This window comes from Enterobacter sp. RHBSTW-01064 (genome assembly GCF_014103035.1).
Classification (GTDB): Bacteria; Pseudomonadota; Gammaproteobacteria; order Enterobacterales; family Enterobacteriaceae; genus Enterobacter; species Enterobacter mori.
Genome location: NZ_JABXOU010000005.1, coordinates 80,033 through 105,437 on the forward strand (window position 1 = coordinate 80,033; position 25,405 = coordinate 105,437).

General features: G+C 55.3%; 22 protein-coding genes. 20 read left to right on the forward strand and 2 right to left on the reverse strand.

From position 1 onward, the window contains the following. Positions 1–9 precede the first annotated feature (9 nt). The 4 genes from pxpB to nei are packed head-to-tail and all read left to right on the forward strand — an operon-like array spanning position 10 to position 3,129. Positions 10–666, forward strand: coding sequence for a 5-oxoprolinase subunit PxpB (pxpB, locus tag HV355_RS15780; RefSeq protein WP_100165275.1), 657 nt, complete (start codon positions 10–12; stop codon positions 664–666). After that, on the forward strand, positions 660–1,592 hold the full coding sequence (gene pxpC / locus HV355_RS15785) for a 5-oxoprolinase subunit PxpC (RefSeq protein ID WP_120159159.1): 933 nt from the start codon (positions 660–662) through the stop codon (positions 1,590–1,592). The genes pxpB and pxpC overlap by 7 nt, the downstream gene beginning before the upstream one ends. Then, positions 1,579–2,319 (forward strand): 5-oxoprolinase subunit PxpA, encoded by a 741-nt coding sequence (gene pxpA, locus HV355_RS15790; protein ID WP_182402583.1) that lies wholly within the window; start codon positions 1,579–1,581, stop codon positions 2,317–2,319. Before pxpC ends, pxpA begins: the two co-directional genes overlap by 14 nt. Before the next feature lie 18 nt (positions 2,320–2,337). Next, complete coding sequence (gene nei, locus HV355_RS15795; RefSeq protein WP_182402585.1) at positions 2,338–3,129, forward strand: endonuclease VIII; 792 nt, start codon at positions 2,338–2,340, stop codon at positions 3,127–3,129. Positions 3,130–3,213: 84 nt separating this feature from the next. Here the strand turns inward: nei and HV355_RS15800 are convergent, their stop codons facing one another. Beyond that, positions 3,214–4,497 carry a citrate synthase gene (locus tag HV355_RS15800; RefSeq protein WP_010428698.1) on the reverse strand — a complete coding sequence of 428 codons (1,284 nt, stop codon included), beginning with the start codon at positions 4,495–4,497 and terminating at the stop codon, positions 3,214–3,216. Positions 4,498–5,136: 639 nt separating this feature from the next. Here HV355_RS15800 and sdhC point away from each other — a divergent pair. From sdhC to sucD, 8 genes are all read left to right on the forward strand, one after another. Then, positions 5,137–5,541 carry a succinate dehydrogenase cytochrome b556 subunit gene (gene sdhC, locus HV355_RS15805; protein WP_020684965.1) on the forward strand — a complete coding sequence of 135 codons (405 nt, stop codon included), beginning with the start codon at positions 5,137–5,139 and terminating at the stop codon, positions 5,539–5,541. Then, the gene (gene sdhD, locus HV355_RS15810; RefSeq protein ID WP_010428702.1) at positions 5,535–5,882 is read left to right on the forward strand and encodes a succinate dehydrogenase membrane anchor subunit; all 348 of its coding nucleotides are present in this window, start codon (positions 5,535–5,537) and stop codon (positions 5,880–5,882) included. The genes sdhC and sdhD overlap by 7 nt, the downstream gene beginning before the upstream one ends. Beyond that, on the forward strand, positions 5,882–7,648 hold the full coding sequence (gene sdhA, locus HV355_RS15815) for a succinate dehydrogenase flavoprotein subunit (RefSeq protein ID WP_089598911.1): 1,767 nt from the start codon (positions 5,882–5,884) through the stop codon (positions 7,646–7,648). The genes sdhD and sdhA overlap by 1 nt, the downstream gene beginning before the upstream one ends. A gap of 15 nt (positions 7,649–7,663) precedes the next feature. After that, positions 7,664–8,380 (forward strand): succinate dehydrogenase iron-sulfur subunit SdhB, encoded by a 717-nt coding sequence (sdhB, locus tag HV355_RS15820; protein WP_010428707.1) that lies wholly within the window; start codon positions 7,664–7,666, stop codon positions 8,378–8,380. Between the two features lie 238 nt (positions 8,381–8,618). After that, positions 8,619–11,426, forward strand: a complete 2,808-nt coding sequence (gene sucA / locus HV355_RS15825; protein WP_089598912.1) for a 2-oxoglutarate dehydrogenase E1 component — start codon at positions 8,619–8,621, stop codon at positions 11,424–11,426. A 14-nt stretch (positions 11,427–11,440) separates the two neighbouring features. Continuing rightward, the gene (gene odhB, locus HV355_RS15830) at positions 11,441–12,661 is read left to right on the forward strand and encodes a 2-oxoglutarate dehydrogenase complex dihydrolipoyllysine-residue succinyltransferase (protein WP_089598913.1); all 1,221 of its coding nucleotides are present in this window, start codon (positions 11,441–11,443) and stop codon (positions 12,659–12,661) included. A 117-nt stretch (positions 12,662–12,778) separates the two neighbouring features. Further along, positions 12,779–13,945: an ADP-forming succinate--CoA ligase subunit beta gene (gene sucC / locus HV355_RS15835; protein WP_047347067.1), complete on the forward strand. Its 1,167-nt coding sequence runs from the start codon at positions 12,779–12,781 to the stop codon at positions 13,943–13,945. Further along, on the forward strand, positions 13,945–14,814 hold the full coding sequence (gene sucD / locus HV355_RS15840) for a succinate--CoA ligase subunit alpha (protein WP_008501094.1): 870 nt from the start codon (positions 13,945–13,947) through the stop codon (positions 14,812–14,814). Before sucC ends, sucD begins: the two co-directional genes overlap by 1 nt. Before the next feature lie 83 nt (positions 14,815–14,897). On the opposite strand, the gene HV355_RS15845 is transcribed toward sucD, so the two are convergent. After that, on the reverse strand, positions 14,898–15,614 hold the full coding sequence (locus HV355_RS15845; protein WP_182402587.1) for a GntR family transcriptional regulator: 717 nt from the start codon (positions 15,612–15,614) through the stop codon (positions 14,898–14,900). A gap of 170 nt (positions 15,615–15,784) precedes the next feature. Here HV355_RS15845 and mngA point away from each other — a divergent pair, with 170 nt between their 5' ends. From mngA to tolQ, 8 genes are all read left to right on the forward strand, one after another. Beyond that, positions 15,785–17,692, forward strand: a complete 1,908-nt coding sequence (gene mngA / locus HV355_RS15850) for a PTS 2-O-a-mannosyl-D-glycerate transporter subunit IIABC (protein ID WP_182402589.1) — start codon at positions 15,785–15,787, stop codon at positions 17,690–17,692. A 23-nt stretch (positions 17,693–17,715) separates the two neighbouring features. Further along, positions 17,716–20,346, forward strand: coding sequence for a mannosylglycerate hydrolase (mngB, locus tag HV355_RS15855; protein ID WP_182402591.1), 2,631 nt, complete (start codon positions 17,716–17,718; stop codon positions 20,344–20,346). Positions 20,347–21,021: 675 nt separating this feature from the next. Further along, a complete protein-coding gene (gene cydA / locus HV355_RS15860; protein ID WP_108415875.1) occupies positions 21,022–22,590 on the forward strand; it encodes a cytochrome ubiquinol oxidase subunit I in 1,569 nt (522 codons plus the stop codon). 15 nt (positions 22,591–22,605) lie between these two features. Further along, positions 22,606–23,745 (forward strand): cytochrome d ubiquinol oxidase subunit II, encoded by a 1,140-nt coding sequence (gene cydB / locus HV355_RS15865; protein WP_010428732.1) that lies wholly within the window; start codon positions 22,606–22,608, stop codon positions 23,743–23,745. 14 nt (positions 23,746–23,759) lie between these two features. Continuing rightward, on the forward strand, positions 23,760–23,873 hold the full coding sequence (gene cydX / locus HV355_RS15870) for a cytochrome bd-I oxidase subunit CydX (RefSeq protein WP_003858598.1): 114 nt from the start codon (positions 23,760–23,762) through the stop codon (positions 23,871–23,873). Further along, on the forward strand, positions 23,873–24,163 hold the full coding sequence (ybgE, locus tag HV355_RS15875) for a cyd operon protein YbgE (protein ID WP_010428735.1): 291 nt from the start codon (positions 23,873–23,875) through the stop codon (positions 24,161–24,163). Before cydX ends, ybgE begins: the two co-directional genes overlap by 1 nt. Positions 24,164–24,311: 148 nt before the next feature. Continuing rightward, the gene (ybgC, locus tag HV355_RS15880; RefSeq protein WP_003858593.1) at positions 24,312–24,716 is read left to right on the forward strand and encodes a tol-pal system-associated acyl-CoA thioesterase; all 405 of its coding nucleotides are present in this window, start codon (positions 24,312–24,314) and stop codon (positions 24,714–24,716) included. After that, complete coding sequence (gene tolQ / locus HV355_RS15885; protein WP_089598919.1) at positions 24,713–25,405, forward strand: Tol-Pal system protein TolQ; 693 nt, start codon at positions 24,713–24,715, stop codon at positions 25,403–25,405. The genes ybgC and tolQ overlap by 4 nt, the downstream gene beginning before the upstream one ends.

The following is a 25,405-nucleotide window of genomic DNA, read 5'->3' on the forward strand; positions in this document are numbered from 1 at the left end:
GGTGCCCGAGTGCAGAGAGCGCGTTGTTATCTTTTGGGTGAAACCGCCGTCGTACTGGAGCTTGAACCTCCGGTCACGCTTGCCACGCAAAAGCGTATCTGGCGGCTGACGCAGCGTCTGGCCGATATACCTGAAGTGGTTGAAACCATTCCGGGCATGAACAATATCACCGTCGTGCTGCGCAACCCGCACACGAAAGCACTGGATGCCATCGAACGCCTGCAGCGCTGGTGGGAAGAGAGCGAAGCGCTGGAGCCGGAATCGCGTGCCATTGAGATCCCGGTCGTCTATGGCGGCACGGGGGGGCCGGATCTTGGCGTTGTGGCAGCGCACTGCGGGTTAACAGAAAAGCAGGTGGTTGAGTTGCACAGTTCGGTTAACTACGTGGTCTGGTTCCTTGGGTTTCAGCCCGGCTTCCCGTATCTGGGCGGATTGTCACCCCAGCTGCATACGCCGCGTCGTGCCGAACCGCGCCTGAGCGTACCGGCGGGGACGGTGGCTATCGGCGGCGAGCAAACCGGCGTTTATCCGCTGGCATCGCCCGGCGGCTGGCAGCTTATTGGGCACACGGCTACGCCGTTATTTGAACCTGGACGGGAGACGCCAATACTCCTGCGTCCCGGCGATACCCTTCGCTTTATCCCGCAAAAGGAGGGGGTATGTTAACGCTTATTCGCGCAGGGCTTTACACCTCTGTGCAGGATGCAGGCCGATTTGGCCTGCGTCAGTCCGGCGTGAGCTACTGCGGCGCGCTGGACAGGCCGTCACTGGAGATTGCTAACGTGCTGGTGGGCAACCCCGGCAGTACGGCCGCGCTCGAAATTACGCTCGGCCAGTGTGTGATTGAGTTTGGTCAGGAAACCTGGTTTGCCTTAACCGGCGCAGGCTGTGAGGCCACGCTGGATGGTAAAGCGGTGTGGACCGGCTGGCGGCTGCGGGCGAAAGCCGGACAGCGTCTGACGCTCAAGCGTCCGCTACACGGTGTGCGGAGCTATCTCGCGGTGGCTGGCGGCATTGACGTGCCGGAAGTGCTGGGCTCATCCAGTACCGATCAGAAGGCGGGCATCGGCGGGCATGAAGGGCGTCTGCTGCGCGACGGCGATCGGCTGGCTATTAAACCTTCAGCGCGTCATTTCTCGACCACGCAGGGCGTAAAGCAGTTGCTGTGGGGAAACCAGATCCGCGCCTTACCGGGGCCGGAATATCACGAGTTTGACGAGGCGTCTAAAGAGTCCTTCTGGCGCTCGCCGTGGAAGCTCAGCCCGCAGAGCAACCGTATGGGTTACCGCCTGCAGGGGCAGCCGCTGACCCGCACGACGGACCGGGAACTGCTCTCCCACGGGTTATTGCCGGGGGTCATTCAGGTGCCGGGCAACGGGCAACCCATCGTACTGATGAACGATGCGCAAACCACGGGCGGATACCCGCGAATTGCCTGCATTATTGAAGCGGATCGCTACCATCTGGCGCAAATTCCTCTCGGGCAGCCGATTCACTTCGTGCAGTGTTCGCTGGAGGAGGCGCTCAAGGCGCGGCAGGATCAGCAGCGTTATCTCGAACAGCTGGCGTGGAGGCTTGATGGTAAAGATTGATTTAAACGCCGATCTGGGAGAGGGCGGCAGCGCCGATGCGGCGCTGATGACGCTGGTCACCTCGGTCAACATCGCCTGTGGCTTTCACGCGGGCGATGCGCAAACCATGCTGGAGAGCGTGCGTAATGCCATCAAAAACGGCGTGGCGATTGGCGCACATCCCAGCTTCCCCGATCGGGAAAACTTTGGCCGCACGGCGATGGATCTCCCGCCGGAGACGGTCTACGCTCAGGTGCTCTACCAGATCGGCGCGCTGGAGGCGATGGTGCGTGCGGAGAACGGTGTGATGCGCCACGTGAAGCCGCACGGCATGCTCTACAATCAGGCGGCGAAAGATCCGGCGCTGGCGGACGCTATTGCCCGCGCGGTGCGGGACAGTAATCCGCAGCTGATCCTTGTGGGTTTGGCCGGTAGCGAGCTGATTCGCGCCGGGAAGCGGCTGGGGCTGACTACGCGTCAGGAAGTCTTTGCCGACCGCGGTTATCAGCCCGATGGCAGTCTGGTCCCGCGCACGCAGGCCGGGGCGATGATAACCGATGAAGGTAAAGCGCTGGCGCAGACGCTGGAGATGGTGTGCGCCGGGCGGGTGACCGCCGTGGACGGAACACCGGCAAATGTTCAGGCCGATACGGTGTGTTTACACGGCGACGGCGAGCATGCGCTCCAGTTCGCGCGCCGCTTACGGGCGGCGTTCTCTGAAGAGGGCATTCTGGTCAGCGCAGAATAATCATGAAAGGACAATAACATGCCAGAAGGTCCGGAGATCCGCCGCGCGGCGGATAGCCTGGAGGCGGCGATAAAGGGCAAACCGTTGACGAATGTGTGGTTTGCTTTTCCTCAGCTAAAACCGTTTGAATCACAGCTGGTGGGGCAGACGGTGACCCATATTGAAACGCGCGGCAAGGCCTTGCTTACGCACTTTTCCCATAACCTGACGTTATATAGCCATAACCAGCTGTACGGCGTCTGGCGCGTGGTGGAGGCGGACGAGCAGCCGCAAACCACCCGCGTACTGCGCGTCAGGCTGCAAACGGCGGATAAAGCAATCCTGCTTTACAGCGCGTCGGATATCGAAATGTTAACGCCGGAGCAATTGCTCACTCACCCGTTCTTACAGCGGGTCGGGCCGGACGTGCTGGATATGCGCCTGACGGCAAACGATGTTAAAACCCGCTTGTTATCCCCCAAATTCCGCAACCGGCAATTTTCCGGGTTATTGCTCGATCAGGCGTTCCTGGCAGGGTTAGGTAACTATCTGCGGGTGGAAATTCTGTGGGAAGTGGGGCTGGCGGCGCAGCATAAAGCGTCTCAGCTGAATGATGAACAGCTGGAGGCGTTATCCCACGCGCTACTGGATATTCCGCGACTGTCGTACAACACGCGCGGCGTGGTGGATGACAACACGCATCACGGGGCGCTGTTCCGCTTTAAGGTGTTTCATCGGGCGGGGAAAAAGTGCGAAAGGTGTGGTGGCATTATTGAGAGAACCACGCTCTCTTCACGACCGTTTTACTGGTGTCCCGAGTGCCAGACGTAAAAAAGCCGGGTGGCGGCTACGCCTTACCCGGCCTACATTTCGCACTTGTAGGCCCGGCAAGCGAAGCGCCGCCGGGCGTGTTTATTAGCGCTTAATATCAGACTTAAAATCACGCTGCTCGTAGCCGGTATACAGCTGACGAGGACGGGCGATTTTCATGCCTTCGCTGTGCATTTCGTTCCAGTGCGCAATCCAGCCTACGGTACGGGCCATGGCGAAGATCACGGTGAACATGGAAGACGGAATACCCATCGCTTTCAGAATAATGCCAGAGTAGAAATCGACGTTCGGGTAGAGTTTCTTCTCGATGAAGTACGGGTCGTTCAGCGCGATGTGTTCCAGCTCCATCGCCACTTCCAGCAGGTCATCTTTGGTACCCAGCTCTTTCAGCACTTCATGGCAGGTCTCACGCATGACGGTCGCGCGCGGGTCGTAGTTTTTGTAAACACGGTGACCGAAGCCCATCAGGCGGAAGGAGTCATTCTTGTCTTTCGCGCGACGCACGAACTCAGGAATGTGCTCAACGGTGCTGATCTCTTCCAGCATCTTCAGCGCCGCTTCGTTCGCGCCGCCGTGCGCCGGTCCCCACAGGGAGGCGATGCCCGCAGCGATACAGGCGAACGGGTTCGCGCCTGAAGAGCCTGCGGTACGGACGGTGGAGGTCGAAGCGTTTTGTTCGTGGTCAGCGTGCAGGATCAGAATACGGTCCATCGCGCGTTCCAGTACCGGATTCACTTCGTACTCTTCGCACGGCGTGGAGAACATCATGCGCAGGAAGTTACCCGCGTAGGAGAGGTCGTTGCGCGGATACACAAACGGCTGGCCGATGGAGTATTTGTAGCACATCGCCGCCATGGTCGGCATTTTGGACAGCAGGCGGAACGCCGCGATATCGCGGTGACGCGGGTTATTCACGTCAAGGGAGTCGTGGTAGAACGCCGCCAGCGCACCGGTAATCCCGCACATCACCGCCATCGGGTGAGAGTCACGACGGAACGCATGGAACAGACGGGTAATCTGCTCATGGATCATGGTGTGACGGGTCACGGTGGTTTTGAATTCATCGTACTGGGCCTGCGTCGGTTTTTCGCCGTTCAGCAGGATGTAGCACACTTCCAGATAGTTGGATTCGGTGGCTAACTGATCGATGGGGAAGCCGCGATGGAGCAGGATACCTTCGTCACCGTCAATGTAGGTGATTTTGGATTCGCAAGATGCGGTAGAGGTAAATCCAGGGTCAAAGGTGAAAACTCCTTTGGAACCCAGCGTACGGATATCAATAACATCCTGACCGAGCGTGCCTTTTAGCACATCCAGTTCAATAGCAGTGTCACCACCCAGGGTGAGCTTTGCCTTTGTATCAGCCATTTACGGTCTCCTTAGCGCCTTATGCTTAAGACTGCGCTTTACCGGATTTGCTTTCAGCTGTTAATCACCGTTACCAGATTGTTATTTGGCTTACCGCTCAGCTCACGAGGACAAACCAGGGTACAGAGCTATGGCGCCTTGCAGGTAAACGAATGAAATATCAGTGAAACAACAGCAAATCAGCGTTTTTGCAGTCCGAATTATTCAAACCTGTATACCACTAATAACTGTCCTGATAACTTCGGTCAATACCATCACACTGTTACATAACTATTTGTCAGGTGAAAGTGAGACCTCATAACTTTTGCGCATTATATGCCTTTTCTGCTGACGTTTGTAACAATATTGTTTAACATTTGTCAAATCAGATGATTAAAAATTAAAAAGATGTTGTTATCGTGACCCTGATCACTGTTCCAGAGAAAACCCGACAAACTGTATGTAGGTTAATTGTAATGATTTTGTGAACGGCCTATACTGCCGCCAGGTCTCCGGAACACCCTGCAATCCCGAGCCACCCAGCGTTGTAACGTGTCGTTTTAGCATTTGGAAGCAATGTTTTGCATGACGCGCAGTTATAGAAAAGGAACGCTGCTTGACCCGCATCGCAGTCCGGAGGAAGGAAACAATAAGAACAGCATGTGGGCGTTATTCATGATAAGAAATGTGAAAAAACAAAGACCTGTCAATCTGGATCTCAAAACGATCCGATTCCCTGTAACAGCAATAGCGTCCATTTTGCACCGCGTCTCCGGTGTGATTACGTTTGTGGCGGTCGGTATTTTGCTGTGGTTACTGGGAACCAGCCTCTCTTCTCCTGAAGGATTCCTCCAGGCCTCTGCCATTATGAACAGCTTCTTCGTGAAATTTATCATGTGGGGCATTCTGACCGCGCTGGCGTACCACGTTGTGGTGGGTGTTCGCCATATGCTGATGGACTTTGGCTACCTGGAAGAGACTTTCGAAGCTGGGAAACGCTCCGCTAACATTTCATTTGTAATCACTGTCGTGCTTTCACTTCTCGCAGGAGTTCTCGTATGGTAAGCAACGCCTCCGCATTAGGACGCAACGGCGTACATGACTTCATCCTGGTCCGTGCTACCGCCATCGTTCTCACCCTTTACATCATCTATATGATCGGTTTCTTCGCGACCAGCGGCACGCTGACGTGGGAAATCTGGAGCGGGTTCTTCGGATCTGCCTTCACCAAAGTGTTCACCCTGCTGGCGCTGTTCTCCATCCTTATTCATGCCTGGATTGGCATGTGGCAGGTGTTGACCGATTACGTTAAACCACTGGCGATTCGCCTTCCTCTGCAGCTGGTTATTGTTGTTGCCCTGGTGGTTTACGTTATTTATGGATTCGTTGTGGTGTGGGGTGTGTAATGAAACTGCCAGTCAGAGAATTTGATGCTGTAGTGATTGGTGCCGGTGGCGCAGGTATGCGTGCCGCACTGCAAATTTCCCAGAGCGGCCAAACCTGTGCGCTGCTCTCTAAAGTGTTCCCAACCCGTTCGCACACCGTGTCTGCGCAGGGCGGTATCACCGTTGCGCTGGGTAATACCCATGAAGATAACTGGGAATGGCACATGTACGACACGGTAAAAGGTTCCGATTACATCGGTGACCAGGACGCCATCGAATATATGTGTAAAACCGGCCCGGAAGCGATTCTGGAGCTGGACCACATGGGTCTGCCGTTCTCCCGTCTGGAAAATGGCACCATCTATCAACGTCCGTTTGGCGGCCAGTCGAAAGATTTCGGCGGCGAGCAGGCGGCACGTACTGCGGCAGCGGCTGATCGTACCGGTCACGCACTGCTGCACACTCTGTATCAGCAGAACCTGAAAAACCACACCACAATTTTCTCCGAGTGGTATGCGCTGGATCTGGTGAAAAACGCCGATGGCGCAATCGTCGGTTGTACCGCGCTGTGCATCGAAACCGGTGAAGTGGTTTACTTCAAAGCCCGCGCTACCGTGCTGGCGACCGGCGGCGCAGGCCGTATTTATCAGTCCACCACCAACGCCCACATCAACACCGGTGACGGTGTCGGTATGGCTATCCGCGCGGGCGTGCCGGTGCAGGATATGGAAATGTGGCAGTTCCACCCGACCGGTATCGCCGGTGCAGGCGTTCTGGTAACAGAAGGCTGCCGTGGTGAAGGCGGTTACCTGTTGAACAAGCACGGCGAGCGCTTCATGGAGCGTTATGCCCCGAATGCGAAAGACCTGGCGGGTCGTGACGTGGTGGCGCGTTCCATCATGATCGAAATCCGTGAAGGCCGCGGCTGTGACGGCCCATGGGGTCCACACGCGAAGCTGAAACTCGACCACTTGGGTAAAGAGGTTCTGGAATCCCGTCTGCCGGGTATCCTGGAGCTGTCCCGCACCTTCGCACACGTCGACCCGGTGAAAGAGCCGATTCCGGTTATCCCAACCTGCCACTACATGATGGGCGGTATTCCGACCAAAGTGACCGGTCAGGCGCTGACCGTGAACGAGCAGGGCGAAGACGTGGTTATTCCTGGCCTGTTCGCGGTAGGCGAAATTGCCTGCGTATCCGTACACGGCGCAAACCGTCTGGGCGGCAACTCCCTGCTGGACCTGGTGGTGTTTGGTCGTGCAGTGGGTCTGCATCTGCAGGAATCCATTGCCGAGCAGGGCGCACTGCGTGATGCAACCGATGACGAAATTGATGCCTCTCTTGCGCGCCTCAACCGCTGGAACGGTAACCGTAACGGCGAAGATCCGGTGGAAATCCGTAAAGCGCTGCAGGAATGCATGCAGCATAACTTCTCGGTATTCCGCGAAGGTGACGCGATGGCCAAAGGCCTTGAACAGCTGAAAGCGATCCGCGAGCGTCTGAAAAATGCCCGTCTGGACGATACCTCAAGCGAGTTCAACACCCAGCGCGTAGAGTGCCTGGAGCTGGATAACCTGATGGAAACCGCTTACGCCACTGCGGTGTCGGCAAACTTCCGTACCGAAAGCCGTGGCGCGCATAGCCGCTTCGACTTCCCGGATCGTGATGACGAAAACTGGCTGTGCCATTCCCTGTATCTGCCAGAGTCGGAATCCATGACGCGTCGTAGCGTCAACATGGAACCGAAACTGCGTCCGGCGTTCCCGCCGAAGATTCGTACTTACTAATGCGGAGACAGGATAATGAAACTCGAATTCTCAGTTTATCGTTATAACCCGGATGTAGACGACGCTCCGCGTATGCAGGATTACACCCTGGAAGCGGAAGAAGGTCGCGACATGATGCTGCTGGATGCCTTAATGCAGCTGAAAGAAAAAGATCCAACGCTGTCGTTCCGCCGCTCCTGCCGTGAAGGGGTCTGTGGCTCTGACGGTGTGAACATGAACGGCAAAAATGGTCTGGCCTGCATCACGCCAATTTCAGCGTTGCAGCGTCCTGGTCAGAAAATTGTTATCCGTCCTCTGCCAGGCCTGCCGGTCGTGCGTGATTTGGTGGTAGACATGGGGCAATTCTATGCACAATATGAGAAGATTAAGCCTTACTTATTGAATAATGGGCAAAATCCACCCGCTCGCGAGCACTTACAGTCTCCTGAGCAGCGTGAAAAACTCGATGGGCTGTACGAGTGTATTCTCTGCGCATGTTGTTCTACGTCCTGCCCGTCGTTCTGGTGGAACCCGGACAAGTTTATCGGCCCGGCCGGTCTGCTGGCTGCCTATCGCTTCCTGATCGATAGCCGCGACACCGAAACCGATAACCGTCTGGAAGGACTGAGTGACGCTTTCAGCGTATTCCGCTGCCATAGCATCATGAACTGCGTCAGTGTGTGTCCTAAGGGGCTAAACCCGACGCGCGCCATCGGCCATATTAAGTCGATGCTGCTGCAGCGCAGTGCGTAAGTAAAAACGCCGGATGGCGCTGCGCTTATCCGGCCTACGTAACAGTAGGCCCGGTAAGCGTAGCGCCACCGGGCAAATTGCAGAAACCTTTAAAAACTGCCCTGAAGTCTAGACAGTTTCTAAAGGTTCCTTCGCGGGCCAAATGAAAAGAGCTCGCAGGTGAACCCCGGCACGTACACGTGGTGTGCGTGGTAGTTTCTACGGCGAAAGTAAGCATAAAAATGCTTAAGGGATCACGATGCAGAACGGCGCAATGAAAGCCTGGCTGGACTCTTCTTTCCTTTCTGGTGCGAACCAGAGCTGGATTGAACAGCTCTATGAAGACTTCTTAACCGATCCTGACTCAGTGGACGCAAACTGGCGTTCCATGTTCCAGGAGTTGCCTGGCACGGGAGTCAAACCGGATCAATTCCACTCCAAAACACGTGATTATTTCCGCCGTCTGGCGAAGGATGCCTCACGTTACTCTTCTGCGATTTCCGACCCTGACACCAATGCGAAGCAGGTTAAAGTCCTGCAGCTCATCAACGCTTATCGCTTCCGCGGTCACCAGCATGCGAATCTCGATCCGCTGGGACTGTGGCAGCAGGAACGTGTGGCCGATCTCGATCCGGCGTATCACGATCTGACCGAGGCCGATTTCCAGGAAAGCTTTAACGTAGGTTCCTTTGCCATCGGCAAAGACACGATGAAGCTGGGCGAACTGATTAACGCGCTCAAGCAAACCTACTGCGGCTCCATCGGCGCGGAATACATGCACATCACCTCTACCGAAGAGAAACGCTGGATCCAGCAGCGTATCGAATCCGTGGCGGGCCACGCGACATTCTCCGCTGACGAGAAAAAACGTTTCCTCAGCGAACTGACTGCAGCAGAAGGCCTTGAGCGCTATCTGGGCGCGAAATTCCCGGGTGCAAAACGCTTCTCGCTGGAAGGCGGTGACGCGTTAGTGCCAATGCTGAAAGAGCTGATTCGCCACGCGGGCAACAGCGGTACCCGTGAAGTGGTACTGGGCATGGCGCACCGCGGTCGTCTGAACGTGCTGGTCAACGTGCTGGGTAAAAAGCCGCAGGACCTGTTCGACGAGTTCGCGGGCAAACACAAAGAACACCTCGGCACCGGCGACGTGAAGTACCACATGGGCTTCTCGTCTGATATCGAAACCGAAGGCGGTCTGGTTCACCTGGCGCTGGCGTTTAACCCGTCGCACCTTGAAATCGTTAGCCCGGTGGTTATCGGTTCTGTGCGTGCGCGTCTGGATCGTCTGGACGAACCGAGCAGCAACAAAGTTCTGCCAATCACCATTCACGGTGATGCGGCGATTACCGGTCAGGGCGTGGTTCAGGAAACCCTGAACATGTCGAAAGCGCGTGGTTACGAAGTGGGCGGTACCGTTCGCATCGTGATCAACAACCAGGTGGGCTTCACCACCTCTAACCCGCTGGACGCGCGTTCTACCCCATACTGCACCGACATCGGTAAGATGGTGCAGGCGCCAATCTTCCACGTGAATGCGGATGACCCGGAAGCGGTCGCTTTCGTCACCCGTCTGGCGCTCGACTTCCGTAACACCTTTAAACGCGACGTGCTGATCGACCTGTTCTGCTACCGCCGTCACGGCCACAACGAAGCTGATGAGCCAAGTGCAACCCAGCCGTTGATGTATCAGAAAATCAAAAAACACCCGACCCCGCGCAAAATCTATGCTGACAAGCTGGAAGCGGACAAAGTGGCGACGCTGGAAGATGCGACCGAGCTGGTCAATCTTTACCGCGACGCGCTGGATGCGGGTGAATGCGTAGTGAAAGAGCTGCGCCCAATGAACATGCACTCCTTTACCTGGTCGCCGTACCTCAACCACGAATGGGATGAGAGCTACCCGAACAAGGTTGAGATGAAGCGCCTGCAAGAGCTGGCTAAACGCATCAGCACCGTACCGGACGCTATCGAAATGCAGTCTCGCGTAGCGAAAATCTACGGTGACCGTCAGGCCATGGCGGCAGGCGAGAAGCTGTTCGACTGGGGCGGTGCAGAAACCCTGGCCTATGCGACCCTGGTTGACGAAGGTATTCCTGTTCGTCTGTCCGGTGAAGATGCGGGCCGTGGTACCTTCTTCCACCGTCACGCGGTGGTTCACAACCAGTCCAACGGTTCAACTTACACCCCGCTGCAGCACGTGCACAACGGTCAGGGCCAGTTCAAGGTCTGGGACTCCGTGCTGTCTGAAGAAGCGGTACTGGCCTTCGAATACGGCTACGCCACCGCAGAACCACGCACCCTGACCATCTGGGAAGCGCAGTTCGGTGACTTCGCCAACGGTGCGCAGGTGGTTATCGACCAGTTCATCTCCTCCGGCGAGCAGAAGTGGGGCCGCATGTGTGGTCTGGTGATGCTGCTGCCGCACGGTTATGAAGGACAGGGTCCGGAGCACTCTTCCGCGCGTCTGGAACGTTATCTGCAGCTCTGCGCCGAGCAGAACATGCAGGTCTGCGTGCCGTCCACCCCGGCTCAGGTGTACCACATGCTGCGTCGTCAGGCGCTGCGCGGTATGCGCCGTCCGCTGGTGGTGATGTCACCAAAATCTCTGCTGCGTCATCCGCTGGCTGTTTCAAGCCTGGATGAACTGGCCAACGGCACCTTCCTGCCAGCCATCGGCGAGATTGACGAACTGGATCCGAAGGGCGTGAAGCGTGTCGTGATGTGTTCTGGTAAGGTTTATTACGACCTGCTGGAACAGCGCCGCAAGAACGATCAGAAAGATGTCGCCATCGTGCGTATCGAGCAGCTTTATCCGTTCCCGCATCAGGCGATGCAGGACGTGCTGAAACAGTACGCTCACGTACATGATTTTGTCTGGTGCCAGGAAGAGCCGCTTAACCAGGGCGCATGGTACTGCAGCCAGCATCATTTCCGTGAAGTGATTCCATTTGGGTCTGCTCTGCGTTATGCAGGTCGCCCGGCCTCCGCCTCTCCGGCGGTAGGGTATATGTCCGTTCACCAGAAGCAGCAACAAGATCTGGTCAATGACGCGCTGAACGTCGATTAATTAAAGGATACATAATGAGTAGCGTAGATATTCTTGTTCCCGACCTGCCTGAATCCGTAGCAGATGCGACCGTCGCCACCTGGCACAAAAAACCGGGCGATGCCGTTAAGCGCGATGAAGTGCTGGTAGAAATCGAAACTGACAAAGTGGTACTGGAAGTACCGGCTTCGGCGGATGGCGTTCTGGACGCGGTGCTGGAAGATGAAGGTACCACCGTCACCTCTCGTCAGATCCTGGGTCGCCTGCGTGAAGGCAACAGCGCGGGCAAAGAGTCCAGCGCCAAGTCTGATGAGAAAGCCTCTACCCCAGCGCAGCGCCAGCAGGCGTCTCTGGAAGAGCAAACCAACGACGCACTGAGCCCGGCGATCCGTCGTCTGCTGGCTGAGCACAACCTGGACGCGGCAGCCATTAAAGGCACCGGTGTGGGTGGACGTCTGACGCGCGAAGATATCGAAAAGCACCTGGCGAAAGCGCCTGCGAAAGCAGAAGCCAAAGCCCCTGCGGCAGCACCGGCAGCGCAGCCTGCTCTGGGCGCACGCAGCGAAAAACGCGTGCCGATGACTCGCCTGCGTAAGCGTGTGGCCGAGCGTCTGCTGGAAGCGAAAAACTCCACCGCGATGCTGACCACCTTCAACGAAGTGAACATGAAGCCAATCATGGACCTGCGTAAGCAGTACGGTGACGCGTTTGAAAAACGTCACGGTATCCGTCTGGGCTTTATGTCCTTCTACGTGAAGGCGGTGGTTGAAGCGCTGAAACGCTACCCGGAAGTGAACGCCTCTATCGACGGCGATGACGTGGTTTACCACAACTACTTCGACGTCAGCATGGCGGTTTCTACCCCGCGTGGCCTGGTGACCCCGGTTCTGCGTGACGTAGATACCCTGGGCATGGCTGATATTGAGAAAAACATCAAAGAGCTGGCTGTGAAAGGCCGCGACGGCAAGCTGACCGTAGACGATCTGACCGGCGGTAACTTCACCATTACCAACGGCGGCGTATTTGGTTCGCTGATGTCTACCCCGATCATTAACCCGCCGCAGAGCGCGATCCTGGGTATGCATGCCATTAAAGATCGCCCTATGGCGGTAGACGGTAAAGTGGAGATCCTGCCAATGATGTACCTGGCGCTCTCTTACGATCACCGCCTGATCGACGGCCGCGAGTCCGTGGGCTTCCTGGTAGCGATTAAAGAGCTGCTGGAAGATCCAACGCGTCTGCTGCTGGACGTCTAGTAACGTTTTAGCGTCACCTGCCCTGTAGGCCGGATAAGCGTAGCGCCATCCGGCACACACACCGCGCCGGTCTACAGGTTTGAAGATAACGATTACCCTGAAGGATGGATAGAACACATGAACTTACATGAATATCAGGCCAAACAGCTGTTTGCCCGGTATGGCTTACCGGCTCCGGTGGGTTATGCCTGTACTACCCCGCGTGAAGCAGAAGAAGCCGCATCTAAAATCGGTGCCGGCCCGTGGGTAGTTAAGTGTCAGGTTCACGCTGGTGGCCGTGGTAAAGCGGGCGGTGTGAAGGTTGTTAAGAGCAAAGAAGAAATTCGTGCGTTTGCTGAACATTGGCTCGGCAAACGTCTGGTGACCTACCAGACAGATGCAAACGGCCAGCCGGTTAACCAGATCCTGGTTGAAGCGGCGACCGACATCGCGAAAGAGCTGTACCTGGGCGCGGTTGTTGACCGTAGCTCCCGTCGCGTAGTGTTCATGGCGTCTACCGAAGGCGGCGTGGAAATCGAAAAAGTGGCGGAAGAAACCCCGCACCTGATCCACAAAGTGGCTATCGATCCGCTGGCGGGCCCAATGCCTTACCAGGGTCGCGAGCTGGCGTTCAAACTGGGCCTGGAAGGCAAGCTGGTTCAGCAGTTCACCAAGATCTTCATGGGTCTGGCGAACATTTTCCTGGAGCGCGATCTGGCGCTGATCGAGATCAACCCGCTGGTGATCACCACCCAGGGCGACCTGATCTGCCTCGACGGCAAGCTGGGCGCTGACGGCAACGCGCTGTTCCGCCAGTCCGATCTGCGTGAAATGCGCGACCAGTCTCAGGAAGATCCGCGTGAAGCACAGGCTGCACAGTGGGAGCTGAACTACGTCGCGCTGGATGGCAACATCGGCTGCATGGTTAACGGTGCGGGCCTGGCAATGGGCACCATGGACATCGTTAAGCTGCACGGCGGTGAGCCAGCAAACTTCCTCGACGTGGGCGGTGGCGCAACCAAAGAGCGCGTAACCGAAGCGTTCAAAATCATCCTCTCTGACGATAACGTGAAGGCGGTTCTGGTTAACATCTTCGGCGGCATCGTGCGTTGCGACCTGATTGCCGACGGCATCATCGGTGCGGTAGAAGAAGTGGGTGTTAACGTACCGGTTGTTGTGCGTCTGGAAGGTAACAACGCTGAACTCGGCGCGAAAAAACTGGCTGACAGCGGCCTGAATATTATTGCAGCGAAAAGTCTGACGGATGCAGCTCAGCAGGTTGTTGCCGCAGTGGAGGGGAAATAATGTCAGTTTTAATTAATAAAGATACCAAGGTTATCTGCCAGGGCTTCACCGGTAGCCAGGGGACATTCCACTCCGAACAGGCGATTGCCTACGGTACGCAGATGGTTGGCGGCGTAACTCCAGGCAAAGGCGGCACCACGCACCTGGGCCTGCCGGTGTTCAACACCGTGCGTGAAGCGGTAGAAGCGACGGGCGCAACCGCGACCGTGATCTACGTTCCAGCGCCGTTCTGCAAAGACTCCATTCTGGAAGCGATCGACGCAGGCATCAAACTGATCATCACCATCACCGAAGGTATCCCGACGCTGGATATGCTGACCGTGAAGGTGAAGCTGGATGAAGCAGGCGTGCGCATGATCGGCCCGAACTGCCCAGGCGTGATCACCCCGGGCGAATGCAAAATCGGCATCATGCCGGGTCACATTCATAAGCCGGGCAAAGTGGGCATCGTTTCCCGTTCCGGTACGCTGACCTATGAAGCGGTTAAGCAGACCACAGATTACGGCTTCGGCCAGTCCACCTGTGTGGGCATCGGCGGTGACCCAATCCCGGGTTCTAACTTCATCGACATCCTGAAACTGTTCCAGGAAGATCCGCAGACCGAAGCGATCGTAATGATCGGTGAGATCGGCGGTAGCGCGGAAGAAGAAGCGGCTGCTTACATCAAAGAGCACGTGACCAAGCCGGTTGTGGGCTATATCGCAGGTGTGACCGCGCCGAAAGGCAAGCGTATGGGTCACGCAGGCGCGATCATCGCTGGTGGTAAAGGTACGGCTGATGAGAAATTCGCAGCGCTGGAAGCCGCAGGCGTGAAGACCGTTCGCAGCCTGGCGGATATCGGCGAAGCACTGAAATCCATCATTAAGTAAGTCCTCTCTGCGCCCTGGATGGGGCGCGTTGAAATAAAAAAATGTCCGTTTCGACATGGTTGGCCGCTGTAAAGCGGCCTTTTTTATTGCCTGCGTTTGGCAACGAGAGTGAACTTGTAATCGTCGGTATTGAACACGTTGCGGCTGTATTCAAATACCCGTCCGTCCTTCAGAAACCCGCGCGAGACTTTTTCCAGGATCGGCTTTGCCGGATCGAGCGACAGCGCGGCAATCGCCTCTTCTGACGGCATGATCGGTACCAGTTCCTGCTCGCTGCGATCGATAACCAGCTTTTTGATCTGCTCAACGTAGTGGTATTTCGAATTCTCCATCACTTCCCAGGTGAGGTCGGGGAACATCGCCAGCGGCATCCATGTTTCTTCCAGATTCACCGGTTTTTGTTTGATAAAGCGGACGCGTTTGACGTGCCAGACTTTATCGTCCGGGTTGATCGCCAGCCTTGCGGTGAGCCTCTCATCGGCTTTCACCACTTCGAAGACGCTGACGTCGCTGTGCGTGTCGACGTTTCGGTCCGCCAGCTTTTCGTAAAAGCCGGTGAGCTGGTAAATGTCGTAGTTAACGCGCTCTTCTTTTACGTAGGTGCCGCTGCCCTGAATACTCTCGACGATCTGCTCTTCCGTCAGCAGCTTCAGCGCCTGCCTCACCGTTACACGGCTCACGTTGAACGCCTCCTGAAGGCTGGATTCCGTCGGTAACGCATCGCCAGGTTTTAACTCGCCCGCATTGATTTTCTCGCGAAGCGCATCGGCTATCTGCCGGTACATCGGTTTGTTACCCATAGAATCTGCCTTTCTAATACCTTTTCACGGAATTATGCCTTCAGCGTAAAATTTGTAAATAATACAAGTTAAATACAAATTTGCACTGTTAGTGAAAGTGATCACATAAATGTATTGCATTGCCTGCCACAATTGCCGCCAGACAATAACAAGTTACGTGTGAGGATCTTATGAACCTGACGACTCTGACCCACTCCAGCGCTGTCTGCGTGCAGGCGCACTATGCCAGCCGTGATGAGGCAATTCGCCAGCTTACGATGCGACTGGTGGCGCTGGGCAAAATTACCGATGGCGATGCGTTTCTGGCGGAGGTTTACCGTCGTGAATCACAAGGACCGACCGCACTCGGGGAAGGGCTGGCTGTTCCGCATGGTAAATCGAGTGCGGTGAACGAAGCGGCTTTTGCGGTTGCTACGCTGAGCGAACCGCTGGAGTGGGAGGGGGTGGACGGCCCTGAAAACGTTGAGCTGATCGTCCTGCTTGCCATCCCGCCTGCTGAAGCGGGATCCACGCATATCCAGGTACTGACGGCGCTGACGTCTCGCCTGGCTGATGATGCACTCCGGGAACGCGTTATGGCTGCAGCGACGGCGGAGGATCTGCTTGATGCGCTGAACGGTGGCTCGCAGGAAGACGAGGTTGCCACATTGGTGAATGCACCAACCGTCATCTGCGTCACCGCCTGTCCGGCCGGGATTGCCCATACCTATATGGCAGCCGAGTACCTGGAAAAAGCGGGACGTAAGCTGGGCGTCAACGTTGTGGTCGAAAAGCAGGGGGCGAATGGCATTGAGGGGCGCATCACCGAGCAGCAGTTGCAGGAGGCCAAAGCGTGTATCTTTGCCGCAGAAGTGGCGATCAAAGAGAGCGAGCGTTTTCAGGGGATCCCCGCCATTTCCGTGCCCGTCGCGGAACCCCTGCGCCATGCTGAAGCGTTAATTGAGCGCGCGCTGGCATTACCGTCTTCGTCTGAAGCGCACCCCGGACAGGCAGAAAAAAAGAGCGTTAAAACTGAGCTCAAGCAGGCGCTCCTTAGCGGTATCTCCTTTGCGGTGCCGCTGATCGTCGCCGGCGGGACGGTACTCGCCGTGTCGGTACTGCTGGCGCAAATCCTGGGCCTGCAGCACCTGTTCGACCAGGAAAACTCATGGCTGTGGATGTACCGCAAGCTTGGCGGCGGCATGCTCGGCATTTTGATGGTCCCTGTTCTGGCGGCCTATACCGCTTACTCGCTGGCGGATAAACCCGCGCTGACCCCGGGCTTTGCGGCCGGTCTTGCGGCCAATATGATCGGCTCCGGTTTTCTCGGCGCTATCATCGGCGGGCTGATTGCGGGTTACCTGATGCGCTGGGTGAAAAATCACATTCGCCTGAGTAGCCGCTTCAACGGTTTTTTAACTTTTTATCTCTATCCGGTTATTGGCGTACTGGGGGCGGGCAGCCTGATGCTGTTTGTGATCGGTGAGCCGGTGGCCTGGCTTAATACTACGCTCACCGCCTGGCTTAACGGTTTGTCCGGTGCGAATGCGCTGCTCCTGGGGGCGATCCTCGGGTTTATGTGCTCGTTCGATTTGGGGGGCCCGGTCAACAAGGCCTCTTATGCGTTCTGCCTGGGCGCGATGGCTAACGGGGTATACGGTCCCTATGCCATCTTTGCCTCCGTCAAAATGGTGTCGGCCTTCACCGTCACGGCGTCAACGTTGCTGGCACCGAAACTGTTTAAACCGTTTGAAATTGAAACCGGTAAATCCACCTGGCTGCTTGGCCTCGCGGGCATCACCGAGGGGGCGATTCCGATGGCGATTGAAGATCCGCTTCGCGTCATTGGTTCATTTGTGCTCGGCTCCATGGTAACAGGCGCGATTGTCGGCGCGATGGGAATCGGGTTGTCCACGCCGGGGGCCGGTATTTTCTCTCTATTTTTACTTCACGATGCCGGGGTGAGCGGTGTGGTTGCGGCGGCGGGCTGGTTTGGCGCGGCGCTGGTGGGTACCGCAATCTCCACCTTTATTCTGCTGCTCTGGCGACGCCAGGCGGTGAAAAAGGGCAACTACGTCACTGAAGACGCCATACCGTAACAACGCACAAACAGGAAACGAAGATGAAAGCTGTATCTCGCGTTCATATCACGCCGCATATGCACTGGGACCGTGAGTGGTACTTCACCACCGAAGAGTCGCGTATTCTTCTGGTCAATAATATGGAAGAGATCCTGACCCGTCTGGAGCAGGATGACGAGTATAAATATTATGTCCTCGATGGACAGACGGCGGTGCTGGAGGATTATTTTTCCGTCGTGCCTGAAAACCGCTCTCGGGTGAAAGCGCTTGTGGCGCGCGGAAAGCTGATTATCGGCCCCTGGTATACCCAGACCGATACCACGATTGTCAGCGGTGAGTCGATTGTCCGCAATCTTATGTACGGCATGCGCGACTGTATGGCGTTCGGCGAGCCGATGAAGATCGGCTATCTGCCGGATTCGTTTGGTATGTCCGGCCAGCTTCCGCATATCTATAACGGATTTGGCATTACCCGCACGATGTTCTGGCGCGGCTGCTCGGAACGACACGGGACCGACAAAACCGAGTTTCTCTGGCAGAGCCAGGACGGCAGTGAAGTGACGGCGCAGGTACTGCCGCTGGGCTATGCGATTGGTAAGTACTTACCGGAGGACGAAGCAGGGCTGAGAAAACGACTCGACAGCTATTTCGAGGTACTGGAAAACGCCTCCGTTACCAAAGAGATTTTACTGCCCAACGGTCACGACCAGATGCCGCTGCAGCAGAATATTTTCGCGGTGATGGATAAGCTTCGTGAAATCTATCCCCAGCGTCAGTTCGTGATGAGCCGGTTTGAAGAGGTGTTTGATTGTATCGACGCGCACCGCGACGAACTGGCGACGCTGAAAGGAGAGTTTATCGACGGGAAATACATGCGCGTTCACCGCACCATCGGCTCCACGCGCATGGACATTAAAATCGCCCACGCGCGTATTGAGAACAAAATTGTCAATATCCTCGAGCCGCTGGCGGCGCTTGCCTGGACGCTGGGCTTCGACTACCACCACGGCCTGCTGGAGAAGATGTGGAAAGAGATCCTCAAAAACCATGCTCACGACAGCATCGGCTGCTGCTGCAGCGATAAGGTGCACCGCGAGATTGTCTCCCGCTTTGAGCTGGCTGAGGACATGGCGGACAACCTGGTGCGTTTCTATATGCGCAAGATTGTCGACAACATGCCGCAAAGCGACGCCGATAAGCTGGTGATGTTCAACCTGATGCCCTGGCCGCGTGAAGAGGTGATGAACACCACGATTCGGCTGCGGGCCAGCCAGTTCAGACTGCGGGATGAAAAAGGCAACGAGATCCCCTATTTCATTCGCAGCGCGCGCGAACTCGACCCCGGCCTTATTGACCGGCAGATTGTCCATTACGGCAATTACGAACCGTTTATGGAGTTTGATATTCAGCTCAGCCAGATACTGCCATCGATGGGCTACCGTACGCTGTATATCGAGCCGAACGTGGCCGGGAAGGTGCTCCCGGCGGTGAAAAATGCCGAATCCTTACTTGAAAATGCCTTCTGGCAGATTGATTTAAATGGCGACGGCACGCTGCGCCTGCGCGACAAAGAAAGCGGGCTTATCTATGACCGCGTACTGGAAATCGAAGAGAGTTCGGACGATGGGGATGAGTACGACTACTCGCCTTCCCGGGAAGAGTGGAGGCTCACGTCAGCGCAGGGCGAACATGAGGTTGAGGTCACGCACGAAGGCTGGCAGAGCAGGGCGGCTATCCGCCATCGGATCGCCGTTCCGGCAAATCTGGCTGAACGCGCGGCGCGTCAGCGAAACGGCTCACTCAACGTGGAGTTTGACGTCACGCTTAGCCATAACAGCAGGCGTATCGATGTCGCCGTGCGTCTGGATAACCAGGCTGACGACCACCGCGTTCGCGTGCTGATCCCAACGCCGTTTATGACAGAGGACGTGTTAGCGGATACGCAGTTTGGCTCGCTCATTCGGCCGGTGCAGGACGCGGCGATGGCAACCTGGCATGAGGAGGGCTGGAAAGAAGCGCCGGTTCCCGTCTGGAATTTACTCAACTATGCCGTCCTGCAGGAAAAGCGCAACGGGCTGGCGCTCTTCACCGAGGGACTGCGCGAGTTTGAAGTGGTGGGCGATGACAAAAAAGCATTCGCCTTAACCTTGCTGCGCGGCGTGGGGCTGCTCGGGAAAGAAGATTTGCTGTTGCGTCCAGGCAGACCTTCGGGGATCAAAATGCCTGTTCCTGACTCTCAGGTACGCGGGCTGTTAACCTGTCGCTTTAGCCTCTTCAGCTTTAGCGGTACGCCAGAAAACGCGGGCGTCGCACAGCAGGCTAAATCGTGGTTAACACCGGTGCAGTGCTATAACAAAATTCCCTGGGATGCGATGAAACTGAATCGCGCGTCGTTTATCACGCCGGAAAGTTACAGTCTGTTAGCGCTTTCGCCAACGGGATGCGTGCTCAGTGCGCTCAAAAAGGCTGAAGATCGTGATGAGCTCATTCTCCGCCTGTTCAACTCTTCGGCGTCCAGCGCATGTGACACGACGTTATCCATGAATCCAACGGTGAAACGGTGGCGTGAAACGGACATGAACGAACGGATAATGGATCGGTGTGAAGAAAAGGGTATTGTCGGGGCATTCAGGCCGGGGCAGTCGCGCACCTTTAGTATTCTTTTCGCCTGAACCCGCGATAAAAAAAGGCTGCAGAGAAGGCGGCCTTTTTTCATTAAATAGTCACACAGCGGTGTTAACTTATGGGGTGTCAAAAGTAAATTAAATGTAATTTCGGAGGGGTGCATAAATGCAATGGAAAAATAACCTGGCCCGACTACGCTTTATTGTTTGTCCCCCGTTGAAATGCTGCTTTCTTTCGCGTTAATTAAAATCACTTCTGTTTATATTTTTACCCGTCTTCGATAACCAATCTCATCTTTGCATGCACATATCATTAACATGGTTTTTACCATTCTCACCATGATTAAACATGGTTAACATCAATGCTTGTTTTTGATTTAAATCAAAGTTTAATCCTTGGAAAAACCCATCAAAAGGCGCTAAATTGTCCCGGATCAAAATGGCCGAAAAGTGGTAATTTTGCTATAAATTGATCGTCGTCGAAAAACGTAAATGTGATTCAATAAAAACCTGTTTATTGTAAGGGTTTTGCAGCGTATTATATTTGCGGGATCAATTTGAGTTTTTTATTAACCTATTTGTAACCTGACGTCATCGTTTTTATCCTTCTCCAGGGTAATAACGACGACAAGGATGCGAATAATTTGTATTGGGGCATGCGTGTGGATCTCTCTCTGACGGGGTTCACTCTCGGAGTCTTCATGCGATGAGCAAGGAGTCATAATGTTAGACGTAGTCGAACTGTCGCGCTTACAGTTTGCCTTGACCGCGATGTACCACTTCCTGTTTGTGCCGCTGACGCTCGGTATGGCGTTCCTGCTGGCCATCATGGAAACGGTTTACGTCCTCTCTGGCAAACAGATTTATAAAGATATGACCAAGTTCTGGGGCAAGTTGTTTGGTATCAACTTTGCACTGGGCGTGGCAACCGGTCTGACCATGGAGTTCCAGTTCGGGACTAACTGGTCTTACTATTCCCACTATGTAGGGGATATCTTCGGTGCGCCGCTGGCCATTGAAGGTCTGATGGCCTTCTTCCTCGAATCCACCTTTGTAGGTCTGTTCTTCTTCGGTTGGGACCGTCTGGGTAAAGTCCAGCATATGGCGGTAACCTGGCTGGTGGCATTAGGCTCTAACCTGTCCGCGCTGTGGATCCTGGTGGCGAACGGCTGGATGCAGAACCCAATCGCATCTGATTTCAACTTCGAAACCATGCGCATGGAGATGGTCAGCTTTGCTGAGCTGGTCCTGAACCCGGTTGCTCAGGTTAAATTCGTTCACACCGTGGCTTCTGGCTATGTGTGCGGTGCGATGTTCGTACTGGGCATCAGCTCTTACTACATGCTGCGCGGTCGCGACTTCGCTTTCGCAAAACGCTCCTTTGCTATCGCAGCAAGCTTCGGTATGGCGGCAATTCTGTCTGTTATTGTTCTGGGTGATGAATCCGGTTACGAAATGGGCGACGTGCAGAAAACCAAGCTGGCCGCTATTGAAGCAGAATGGGAAACCCAACCGGCTCCGGCGGCATTTACCCTGTTCGGTGTTCCCGATCAGGAAGCACAGGAAAACCGTTTCGCCATTCAGATTCCTTATGCTCTGGGCATCATCGCTACGCGCTCCGTCGACAAACAGGTGACTGGCCTGAAAGATCTGATGGTGCAGCACGAAGAGCGTATCCGTAACGGTATGAAAGCCTACTCGCTGCTGGAACAGCTGCGCGCCGGTTCAACCGATCAGGCCGTTCGCGATCAGTTTAACGACGTGAAGAAAGACCTGGGTTACGGCCTGCTGCTGAAACGCTATACCCCGAACGTCTCCGACGCAACGGAAGCGCAAATCCAGATGGCAACCAAAGACTCGATTCCACGCGTTGCACCGCTGTACTTCGCGTTCCGTATCATGGTGGGCTGCGGCATCATCATGCTGCTGATTATCGCGGCGTCCTTCTGGTCCGTGATTCGCAACCGTATCGGTGAGAAAAAATGGCTGCTGCGCACCGCGCTGTACGGTATTCCACTGCCATGGATTGCTATCGAATCCGGTTGGTTTGTTGCGGAGTATGGCCGTCAGCCATGGGCAATCGGTGAGGTGCTGCCGACGGCAGTAGCGAACTCCTCCCTGACGGCGGGTGACCTGATCTTCTCCATGCTGCTGATTTGCGGTCTGTACACCCTGTTCCTGGTGGCTGAACTGTTCCTGATGTTCAAGTTCGCGCGCCTTGGCCCAAGCAGCCTGAAAACCGGTCGCTATCACTACGAGCAGTCCACTGCGACTACTCAGCCGGCACGCTAAGACAGGAGTCATCAAATGATCGATTATGAAGTATTGCGTTTTATCTGGTGGCTGTTGATTGGCGTTCTGCTGATCGGTTTTGCGGTCACTGATGGTTTCGACATGGGGGTAGGGATGCTTACCCGTTTCCTCGGTCGTAATGACACCGAGCGTCGAATCATGATCAACTCCATCGCCCCTCACTGGGACGGTAACCAGGTGTGGCTGATCACCGCAGGTGGCGCGCTGTTCGCTGCCTGGCCGATGGTCTACGCGGCTGCGTTCTCCGGCTTCTACGTGGCGATGATTCTGGTACTGGCGTCTTTATTCTTCCGTCCGGTAGGCTTCGACTACCGTTCCAAGATTGAAGATACCCGCTGGCGTAACATGTGGGACTGGGGCATCTTCATCGGTAGCTTTGTTCCGCCTCTGGTGATTGGCGTGGCATTCGGTAACCTGTTGCAGGGCGTACCGTTCCACATCGATGAATATATGCGTCTTTACTACACCGGTAACTTCTTCCAGCTGCTGAATCCGTTTGGTCTGCTGGCAGGTGTTGTTAGCGTGGCGATGATCATTACTCAGGGCGCGACCTATCTGCAGATGCGTACCGTGGGTGAACTGCACCTGCGTTCCCGTGCAACGGCTCAGGTTGCGGCGCTGGTTACTCTGGTTTGCTTCGCTCTGGCCGGTGTGTGGGTGGTGTACGGTATCGATGGTTACGTGGTGACGTCTGCGATCAACCATGTTGCGCCGTCTAACCCGCTGACGAAAGAAGTCGCGCGTCAGGCGGGTGCCTGGATGGTGAACTTCAACAATACCCCTGCTCTGTGGGCTATCCCGGCGCTGGGCGTACTGTTGCCACTGTTGACCGTGCTGACCTCTCGTCTGGAAAAAGGCGCTCTGGCGTTCGTGTTCTCTTCACTGACACTGGCGTGCATCATCCTGACGGCAGGTATTGCGATGTTCCCATTCGTCATGCCATCCAGCACGATGATGAATGCTAGCCTGACCATGTGGGATGCAACCTCCAGCCAGCTGACGCTGAACCTGATGACCTATGTTGCCTGCGTGTTCGTACCGATTATTCTGCTCTACACCGCCTGGTGTTACTGGAAAATGTTCGGTCGTATCACCAAAGAACATATCGAAAGCAACACCCACTCAATGTACTAAGTAAGGAGCTGAATATGTGGTATTTCGCATGGATTTTAGGGACGCTTCTTGCCTGTGCATTTGGTGTCATCACTGCCCTGGCGCTTGAGCACGTCGAAGCGACCAAAGCGGGTGAAGAAAAACACTAATGAATATTATCGCAACGTTATATGCGGTAATGGACAAGCGCCCGTTACGGGCGCTTTCTTTAGTGATGGCATTACTGCTGGCGGGCTGCATCTTCTGGGACCCGTCGCGCTTCGCGGCAAAGACCAGCGAACTTGAGATCTGGCACGGCTTCCTCATCATGTGGGCGGTGTGCGCAGGGGTCATTCACGGCGTGGGCTTTCGTCCGAAAGCCGTTCACTGGCAGGGAATTTTCTGCCCGCTGATTGCCGATTTGGTTCTCCTTGCTGGTCTGATTTTCTTCTTCTTCTGAATAAGAAATGTCCTATAACGATATGGGCTTACCCGAGCCCATAAAAATTTACTCTCCGTTTACTTTCTCCCATTCCAAACCATCATTCCCGCGCGTATAGTAGCGAAGTTTGAAAGCCCCAACTTTTCATGTTTTACTGGGATGTAAAGTGAATACAACGCTGTTTCGATGGCCGGTTCGTGTCTACTACGAAGATACCGATGCCGGTGGTGTGGTCTACCACGCCAGCTACGTTGCTTTTTATGAACGGGCACGCACAGAGATGCTGCGCCATCATCACTTTAGTCAACAGGTGCTGTTGGCTGAGCGAGTTGCCTTCGTGGTACGCAAGATGACGCTTGAGTATTTTGCGCCTGCCAGACTCGACGATATGCTCGAAGTCCAAACTGAAATTACATCAATGCGCGGAACCTCACTGGTTTTCACGCAGCGGATAGTCAATGCAGAGAACACCGTACTGAACTCAGCTGAAGTACTGATTGTCTGTGTTGATCCAACCATAATGAAGCCTCGTGCGCTTCCTAAGTCTATTGTCGCGGAGTTTAAGCAGTGACTGACATGAATATCCTTGATTTGTTCCTGAAGGCTAGCCTTCTGGTTAAACTTATCATGTTGATTTTGATTGGTTTTTCAATCGCATCCTGGGCCATCATTATCCAGAGAACGCGTATTCTTAATGCCGCTGGCCGTGAAGCCGAAGCGTTTGAAGACAAGTTCTGGTCGGGTATCGAACTTTCTCGTCTGTACCAGGAAAGCCAGGGGCGCCGTGATAATCTTTCAGGCTCCGAACAAATTTTCTATAGCGGATTCAAAGAGTTTGCCCGCTTACACCGCGCGAATAACCACGCGCCGGAAGCGGTAGTAGAAGGTGCGTCGCGTGCGATGCGCATTTCCATGAATCGCGAACTGGAAACCCTTGAGACGCACATTCCGTTCCTCGGCACTGTGGGTTCCATTAGCCCGTATATCGGTCTGTTTGGTACCGTGTGGGGGATCATGCACGCCTTTATCGCGTTAGGCGCGGTGAAGCAGGCGACGTTGCAGATGGTTGCGCCGGGTATCGCTGAAGCACTGATTGCGACCGCTATCGGTCTGTTTGCGGCAATCCCGGCGGTTATGGCTTACAACCGTCTGAACCAGCGCGTGAACAAACTGGAACTGAACTACGACAACTTTATGGAAGAGTTCACCGCGATTCTGCACCGTCAGGCGTTTACCAGTACCGAGAGCAACAAGGGGTAA

What these genes read in the sequence shown, in the direction of transcription:
- cydX (WP_003858598.1), top strand. Translation starts at nt 23,760, where the DNA reads ATGTGGTATTTCGCATGGATTTTAGGGACGCTTCTTGCCTGTGCATTT.
- sucA (WP_089598912.1), top strand. Translation starts at nt 8,619, where the DNA reads ATGCAGAACGGCGCAATGAAAGCCTGGCTGGACTCTTCTTTCCTTTCT.
- cydB (WP_010428732.1), top strand. Translation starts at nt 22,606, where the DNA reads ATGATCGATTATGAAGTATTGCGTTTTATCTGGTGGCTGTTGATTGGC.
- cydA (WP_108415875.1), top strand. Translation starts at nt 21,022, where the DNA reads ATGTTAGACGTAGTCGAACTGTCGCGCTTACAGTTTGCCTTGACCGCG.
- HV355_RS15800 (WP_010428698.1), bottom strand. Translation starts at nt 4,497, where the DNA reads ATGGCTGATACAAAGGCAAAGCTCACCCTGGGTGGTGACACTGCTATT.
- mngB (WP_182402591.1), top strand. Translation starts at nt 17,716, where the DNA reads ATGAAAGCTGTATCTCGCGTTCATATCACGCCGCATATGCACTGGGAC.
- mngA (WP_182402589.1), top strand. Translation starts at nt 15,785, where the DNA reads ATGAACCTGACGACTCTGACCCACTCCAGCGCTGTCTGCGTGCAGGCG.
- sdhD (WP_010428702.1), top strand. Translation starts at nt 5,535, where the DNA reads ATGGTAAGCAACGCCTCCGCATTAGGACGCAACGGCGTACATGACTTC.
- sucD (WP_008501094.1), top strand. Translation starts at nt 13,945, where the DNA reads ATGTCAGTTTTAATTAATAAAGATACCAAGGTTATCTGCCAGGGCTTC.
- HV355_RS15845 (WP_182402587.1), bottom strand. Translation starts at nt 15,614, where the DNA reads ATGGGTAACAAACCGATGTACCGGCAGATAGCCGATGCGCTTCGCGAG.
- pxpA (WP_182402583.1), top strand. Translation starts at nt 1,579, where the DNA reads ATGGTAAAGATTGATTTAAACGCCGATCTGGGAGAGGGCGGCAGCGCC.
- sdhB (WP_010428707.1), top strand. Translation starts at nt 7,664, where the DNA reads ATGAAACTCGAATTCTCAGTTTATCGTTATAACCCGGATGTAGACGAC.
- odhB (WP_089598913.1), top strand. Translation starts at nt 11,441, where the DNA reads ATGAGTAGCGTAGATATTCTTGTTCCCGACCTGCCTGAATCCGTAGCA.
- sucC (WP_047347067.1), top strand. Translation starts at nt 12,779, where the DNA reads ATGAACTTACATGAATATCAGGCCAAACAGCTGTTTGCCCGGTATGGC.
- sdhA (WP_089598911.1), top strand. Translation starts at nt 5,882, where the DNA reads ATGAAACTGCCAGTCAGAGAATTTGATGCTGTAGTGATTGGTGCCGGT.
- ybgE (WP_010428735.1), top strand. Translation starts at nt 23,873, where the DNA reads ATGAATATTATCGCAACGTTATATGCGGTAATGGACAAGCGCCCGTTA.
- sdhC (WP_020684965.1), top strand. Translation starts at nt 5,137, where the DNA reads ATGTGGGCGTTATTCATGATAAGAAATGTGAAAAAACAAAGACCTGTC.
- nei (WP_182402585.1), top strand. Translation starts at nt 2,338, where the DNA reads ATGCCAGAAGGTCCGGAGATCCGCCGCGCGGCGGATAGCCTGGAGGCG.
- pxpC (WP_120159159.1), top strand. Translation starts at nt 660, where the DNA reads ATGTTAACGCTTATTCGCGCAGGGCTTTACACCTCTGTGCAGGATGCA.